The organism is Stenotrophomonas sp. STEN030 (assembly GCF_056759995.1).
This window is the reverse complement of the sequence record NZ_JBRREB010000096.1, coordinates 1-7,129: the sequence shown is the minus strand read 5'-3', so window position 1 is coordinate 7,129 and position 7,129 is coordinate 1. Positions and strand designations below refer to the sequence as shown.

2 protein-coding genes, 2 tRNA genes and 3 rRNA genes are annotated in these 7,129 nt (G+C 51.3%); 6 read left to right on the top strand and 1 reads right to left on the bottom strand.

All coding sequences use genetic code 11. The annotated features are described in order from the left end of the window. Positions 1–238 precede the first annotated feature (238 nt). The 6 genes from hemG (at position 239) to rrf (ending at position 6,349) form a co-directional block, all read left to right on the top strand. Complete coding sequence (gene hemG / locus ACVOLR_RS19650; protein WP_481537931.1) at positions 239–784, top strand: menaquinone-dependent protoporphyrinogen IX dehydrogenase; 546 nt, start codon at positions 239–241, stop codon at positions 782–784. Positions 785–1,159: 375 nt separating this feature from the next. Beyond that, positions 1,160–2,701 (top strand): 16S ribosomal RNA (locus tag ACVOLR_RS19645). Between the two features lie 71 nt (positions 2,702–2,772). Next, a tRNA-Ile gene (locus ACVOLR_RS19640) sits at positions 2,773–2,849 on the top strand. A 105-nt stretch (positions 2,850–2,954) separates the two neighbouring features. Next, positions 2,955–3,030 (top strand) — tRNA-Ala (locus ACVOLR_RS19635). 206 nt (positions 3,031–3,236) lie between these two features. Continuing rightward, positions 3,237–6,143 (top strand): 23S ribosomal RNA (locus ACVOLR_RS19630). A gap of 90 nt (positions 6,144–6,233) precedes the next feature. Further along, a 5S ribosomal RNA gene (gene rrf / locus ACVOLR_RS19625) occupies positions 6,234–6,349 on the top strand. The 16S, 23S and 5S rRNA genes sit together here with 2 tRNA genes alongside, the layout of an rRNA operon. A gap of 104 nt (positions 6,350–6,453) precedes the next feature. Here the strand turns inward: rrf and ACVOLR_RS19620 are convergent. Beyond that, positions 6,454–6,891 (bottom strand): acetyltransferase, encoded by a 438-nt coding sequence (locus ACVOLR_RS19620; protein WP_481537930.1) that lies wholly within the window; start codon positions 6,889–6,891, stop codon positions 6,454–6,456. Between the last annotated feature and the right edge of the window lie 238 nt (positions 6,892–7,129).

Sequence of the window (7,129 nt, the reverse complement as noted above, 5' to 3'; positions counted from 1 at the left end):
ATTATCAGTATGCTGGCGATTATTGCGACCGGCGTTGATGACTTCTCCGCGTTTGCCTCAGTTGTGGCAACGTTGAATAACCTGGGGCCTGGACTGGGGTTGTTGCCGACAACTTTGCCAGTATGAACCCTGTGGCGAAGTGGATCCTGATTGACAATATGCTGTTTCGTCGTCTGGAGGTCTTTACTCTGCTGGTGCTCTTTACCCCTACCTTCTGGCGTGAATAATGGAGTAACACGTGAGAACACTGATTCTTTTTTCTTCCCGGGACGGACAAACGCGTGAAATCGCTGAATATCTGGCTTCTGAACTCAAAGAGCTGGGCGTTTGGGCAGATGTTGTTAATTTGCATCGTACCGCGGAGCCGGACTGGCAAAATTATGACAGCGTGGTGATTGGCGCCTCGATTCGCTATGGTCATTACCATGCTGCTTTTCAGGAGTTTGTGAAAAAGCATGCCACACGGCTGAATTCGATGCCGAGTGCGTTCTACTCCGTAAACCTCGTTGCCCGTAAACCGGAGAAACGTACGCCGCAAACCAACAGCTATGCGCGTAAGTTCCTGATGAGTTCGCCGTGGCGACCAGATCACAGTGCAGTCATTGCGGGAGCGTTGCTGTATCCCCGCTATCGCTGGTATGACCGAGTTATGATCCAACTGATAATGAAGATGTCAGGCGGTGAAACGGATACGAATAAAGAAGTGGTGTATACCGATTGGGAACACGTTGCGAGATTCGCGCGGGAAATAGCCCAATTAACCAACAAAACGTCGTTAAAATAAACGTAAAGAATAAAAAATACGCACTCGGAAGATTATTTTAAATTTCCCCTTGTCAGCCTGAAATAACTCCCTATAATGCGCCTCCACTGACACGGAACAACGGATTACAAGCCGCCGGGTCAGCGGGGTTCCACTGAGAACTCCGGCGAAGAAAGCGATATTAAATGCTTGACTTCGCAGCGGGATGGCGTAATATGCACACCCCGCGCCGCTGAGAAAAAGCGAAGCGGCACTGCTCTTTAACAATTTATCAGACAATCTGTGTGGGCACTCGAAGATACGGATTCTTAACGTCGCAAGACGAAAAATGAATACCAAGTCTCTGAGTGAACATACGTAATTCATTACGAAGTTTAATTCACGAGCATCAAACTTAAATTGAAGAGTTTGATCATGGCTCAGATTGAACGCTGGCGGCAGGCCTAACACATGCAAGTCGAACGGTAGCACAGAGGAGCTTGCTCCTTGGGTGACGAGTGGCGGACGGGTGAGTAATGTCTGGGAAACTGCCCGATGGAGGGGGATAACTACTGGAAACGGTAGCTAATACCGCATAACGTCGCAAGACCAAAGAGGGGGACCTTCGGGCCTCTTGCCATCGGATGTGCCCAGATGGGATTAGCTAGTAGGTGGGGTAACGGCTCACCTAGGCGACGATCCCTAGCTGGTCTGAGAGGATGACCAGCCACACTGGAACTGAGACACGGTCCAGACTCCTACGGGAGGCAGCAGTGGGGAATATTGCACAATGGGCGCAAGCCTGATGCAGCCATGCCGCGTGTATGAAGAAGGCCTTCGGGTTGTAAAGTACTTTCAGCGAGGAGGAAGGCGTTGTGGTTAATAACCGCAACGATTGACGTTACTCGCAGAAGAAGCACCGGCTAACTCCGTGCCAGCAGCCGCGGTAATACGGAGGGTGCAAGCGTTAATCGGAATTACTGGGCGTAAAGCGCACGCAGGCGGTCTGTCAAGTCGGATGTGAAATCCCCGGGCTCAACCTGGGAACTGCATCCGAAACTGGCAGGCTAGAGTCTTGTAGAGGGGGGTAGAATTCCAGGTGTAGCGGTGAAATGCGTAGAGATCTGGAGGAATACCGGTGGCGAAGGCGGCCCCCTGGACAAAGACTGACGCTCAGGTGCGAAAGCGTGGGGAGCAAACAGGATTAGATACCCTGGTAGTCCACGCCGTAAACGATGTCGACTTGGAGGTTGTGCCCTTGAGGCGTGGCTTCCGGAGCTAACGCGTTAAGTCGACCGCCTGGGGAGTACGGCCGCAAGGTTAAAACTCAAATGAATTGACGGGGGCCCGCACAAGCGGTGGAGCATGTGGTTTAATTCGATGCAACGCGAAGAACCTTACCTACTCTTGACATCCAGAGAACTTAGCAGAGATGCTTTGGTGCCTTCGGGAACTCTGAGACAGGTGCTGCATGGCTGTCGTCAGCTCGTGTTGTGAAATGTTGGGTTAAGTCCCGCAACGAGCGCAACCCTTATCCTTTGTTGCCAGCGGTCCGGCCGGGAACTCAAAGGAGACTGCCAGTGATAAACTGGAGGAAGGTGGGGATGACGTCAAGTCATCATGGCCCTTACGAGTAGGGCTACACACGTGCTACAATGGCATATACAAAGAGAAGCGACCTCGCGAGAGCAAGCGGACCTCATAAAGTATGTCGTAGTCCGGATTGGAGTCTGCAACTCGACTCCATGAAGTCGGAATCGCTAGTAATCGTGGATCAGAATGCCACGGTGAATACGTTCCCGGGCCTTGTACACACCGCCCGTCACACCATGGGAGTGGGTTGCAAAAGAAGTAGGTAGCTTAACCTTCGGGAGGGCGCTTACCACTTTGTGATTCATGACTGGGGTGAAGTCGTAACAAGGTAACCGTAGGGGAACCTGCGGTTGGATCACCTCCTTACCTTAAAGAAACGTTCTTTGTAGTGCTCACACAGATTGTCTGATGAAAATTAGCAGTAAGAAAATCTCTGCAGGCTTGTAGCTCAGGTGGTTAGAGCGCACCCCTGATAAGGGTGAGGTCGGTGGTTCAAGTCCACTCAGGCCTACCAAATTCTTTCTGATACCGCGTTGTGAAACGACTCGCATACTTCAGTATGCTTCGCCGCTCCACGCCTTGTCTCAGCAAGAATTAAGGTGAATGAGATAACTACGATGGGGCTATAGCTCAGCTGGGAGAGCGCCTGCCTTGCACGCAGGAGGTCTGCGGTTCGATCCCGCATAGCTCCACCATCTTTACTGCAAAAACACAAGAAAACTTCAGAGTGTACCTGAAAAGGTTCACTGCGAAGTTTTGCTCTTTAAAAATCTGGATCAAGCTGAAAATTGAAACGACACACTGTTTCATTTCTCCGTAATAAGAAATGAAAAGCGGTGTGTTCGAGTCTCTCAAATTTTCGCAACACGATGATGTTTTACGAAACATCTTCGGGTTGTGAGGTTAAGCGACTAAGCGTACACGGTGGATGCCCTGGCAGTCAGAGGCGATGAAGGACGTGCTAATCTGCGATAAGCGTCGGTAAGGTGATATGAACCGTTATAACCGGCGATTTCCGAATGGGGAAACCCAGTGTGTTTCGACACACTATCATTACGTGAATACATAGCGTAATGAAGCGAACCGGGGGAACTGAAACATCTAAGTACCCCGAGGAAAAGAAATCAACCGAGATTCCCCCAGTAGCGGCGAGCGAACGGGGAGCAGCCCAGAGTCTGAATCAGCTTGTGTGTTAGTGGAACGGTCTGGAAAGTCCGACGGTACAGGGTGATAGTCCCGTACACCAAAATGCACAGGTTGTGAACTCGAAGAGTAGGGCGGGACACGTGGTATCCTGTCTGAATATGGGGGGACCATCCTCCAAGGCTAAATACTCCTGACTGACCGATAGTGAACCAGTACCGTGAGGGAAAGGCGAAAAGAACCCCGGCGAGGGGAGTGAAAAAGAACCTGAAACCGTGTACGTACAAGCAGTGGGAGCCTCTTTATGGGGTGACTGCGTACCTTTTGTATAATGGGTCAGCGACTTATATTCTGTAGCAAGGTTAACCGTATAGGGGAGCCGAAGGGAAACCGAGTCTTAACTGGGCGTTAAGTTGCAGGGTATAGACCCGAAACCCGGTGATCTAGCCATGGGCAGGTTGAAGGTTGGGTAACACTAACTGGAGGACCGAACCGACTAATGTTGAAAAATTAGCGGATGACTTGTGGCTGGGGGTGAAAGGCCAATCAAACCGGGAGATAGCTGGTTCTCCCCGAAAGCTATTTAGGTAGCGCCTCGTGAACTCATCTTCGGGGGTAGAGCACTGTTTCGGCTAGGGGGTCATCCCGACTTACCAACCCGATGCAAACTGCGAATACCGAAGAATGTTATCACGGGAGACACACGGCGGGTGCTAACGTCCGTCGTGAAGAGGGAAACAACCCAGACCGCCAGCTAAGGTCCCAAAGTCATGGTTAAGTGGGAAACGATGTGGGAAGGCACAGACAGCCAGGATGTTGGCTTAGAAGCAGCCATCATTTAAAGAAAGCGTAATAGCTCACTGGTCGAGTCGGCCTGCGCGGAAGATGTAACGGGGCTAAACCATGCACCGAAGCTGCGGCAGCGACACTATGTGTTGTTGGGTAGGGGAGCGTTCTGTAAGCCGTTGAAGGTGTGCTGTGAGGCATGCTGGAGGTATCAGAAGTGCGAATGCTGACATAAGTAACGATAATGCGGGTGAAAAACCCGCACGCCGGAAGACCAAGGGTTCCTGTCCAACGTTAATCGGGGCAGGGTGAGTCGACCCCTAAGGCGAGGCCGAAAGGCGTAGTCGATGGGAAACAGGTTAATATTCCTGTACTTGGTGTTACTGCGAAGGGGGGACGGAGAAGGCTATGTTAGCCGGGCGACGGTTGTCCCGGTTTAAGCATGTAGGCGGAGGTTCCAGGTAAATCCGGTACCTTTTTAACGCTGAGGTGTGATGACGAGGCACTACGGTGCTGAAGTAACAAATGCCCTGCTTCCAGGAAAAGCCTCTAAGCATCAGGTAACACGAAATCGTACCCCAAACCGACACAGGTGGTCAGGTAGAGAATACCAAGGCGCTTGAGAGAACTCGGGTGAAGGAACTAGGCAAAATGGTGCCGTAACTTCGGGAGAAGGCACGCTGATATGTAGGTGAAGCGGTTTACCCGTGGAGCTGAAATCAGTCGAAGATACCAGCTGGCTGCAACTGTTTATTAAAAACACAGCACTGTGCAAACACGAAAGTGGACGTATACGGTGTGACGCCTGCCCGGTGCCGGAAGGTTAATTGATGGGGTTATCCGTAAGGAGAAGCTCTTGATCGAAGCCCCGGTAAACGGCGGCCGTAACTATAACGGTCCTAAGGTAGCGAAATTCCTTGTCGGGTAAGTTCCGACCTGCACGAATGGCGTAATGATGGCCAGGCTGTCTCCACCCGAGACTCAGTGAAATTGAACTCGCTGTGAAGATGCAGTGTACCCGCGGCAAGACGGAAAGACCCCGTGAACCTTTACTATAGCTTGACACTGAACACTGGTCCTTGATGTGTAGGATAGGTGGGAGGCTTTGAAGTGTGGACGCCAGTCTGCATGGAGCCATCCTTGAAATACCACCCTTTAATGGCTGGTGTTCTAACGTGGACCCGTTACCCGGGTTGCGGACAGTGTCTGGTGGGTAGTTTGACTGGGGCGGTCTCCTCCTAAAGAGTAACGGAGGAGCACGAAGGTTAGCTAATCCTGGTCGGACATCAGGAGGTTAGTGCAAAGGCATAAGCTAGCTTGACTGCGAGAGTGACGGCTCGAGCAGGTGCGAAAGCAGGTCTTAGTGATCCGGTGGTTCTGAATGGAAGGGCCATCGCTCAACGGATAAAAGGTACTCCGGGGATAACAGGCTGATACCGCCCAAGAGTTCATATCGACGGCGGTGTTTGGCACCTCGATGTCGGCTCATCACATCCTGGGGCTGAAGTAGGTCCCAAGGGTATGGCTGTTCGCCATTTAAAGTGGTACGCGAGCTGGGTTTAGAACGTCGTGAGACAGTTCGGTCCCTATCTGCCGTGGGCGCTGGAGAATTGAGGGGGGCTGCTCCTAGTACGAGAGGACCGGAGTGGACGCATCACTGGTGTTCGGGTTGTCATGCCAATGGCATTGCCCGGTAGCTAAATGCGGAAGAGATAAGTGCTGAAAGCATCTAAGCACGAAACTTGCCCCGAGATGAGTTCTCCCTGAGACTATAAGTCTCCTGAAGGAACGTTAAAGACTATGACGTTGATAGGTCGGGTGTGTAAGTGTAGCGATACATTGAGCTAACCGATACTAATGAACCGTGAGGCTTAACCTTACAACGCCGAAGATGTTTTGGCGAAGAGACGACATTCAGCTTGATACAGATAACATTAACCGGCGAAAAGCGGGTTAATAACAGAATTTGCCTGGCGGCTGTAGCGCGGTGGTCCCACCTGACCCCATGCCGAACTCAGAAGTGAAACGCCGTAGCGCCGATGGTAGTGTGGGGTCTCCCCATGCGAGAGTAGGGAACTGCCAGGCATCAAATAAAGTGAAGAAGCCCATCCTGACGGATGGGCTTTTTTGCGTGTGTGCGGGGTAAAAACCGCCGGGCGCGATGTGCGCCAGCAGTTATCCGGATACGGCTACCCGTGTACGAGGTTGAGTAACGGGTACGCTCGTCCGAGATCGTCCACTTCCGTCCGTCCCGTCACAGTAAATCCCATCTTCTTATAGAATCCAACTGCCTGCTCATTCTGTTCATTAACGTTGGTCGTTAGCGTTGAAACCATTGATAAAGCATGTTCAATCAGCAGTTTACCAACGCCACTACCATGCACATCCGGATCGACAAACAACGCATCCATATGCTGATCGGTCAAAAGCATAAAGGCGACAGGCTCATCTTGTTCTGTCACTGCAACCCATAGCGGAGCTTCTGGTAAAAATGAACTTACCAGCTCTTCCAGCTCAATCCGATAATCCGTAGAGAGGAAATGGTGCGTCGCATCGACAGAACGACACCAAATAGATATGAGCTTATCGCCTTCGTCCTTACGCGAACGACGAATGGTAAAGGGCATGGCATTCTCCTTTTATCATTACTGCACTATTCTACAGCAAGGGCCGTGAATCTTTCTCAACTTGAGGATGCATGCTCGACATTCGCATGATTCCTGGGTATCTTCAGCTATCTGGATGTCTAAACGTTTAAACGTATGTAGTGAGGTTATCAGGTTATGCCAATTCGCGTGCAGGACGAGCTACCCGCCGTCAATTTCTTGCGTGAGGAAAACGTCTTTGTGATGACGACATCCCGCG

What these genes read in the sequence shown, in the direction of transcription:
- ACVOLR_RS19620 (WP_481537930.1), bottom strand. Translation starts at nt 6,891, where the DNA reads ATGCCCTTTACCATTCGTCGTTCGCGTAAGGACGAAGGCGATAAGCTC.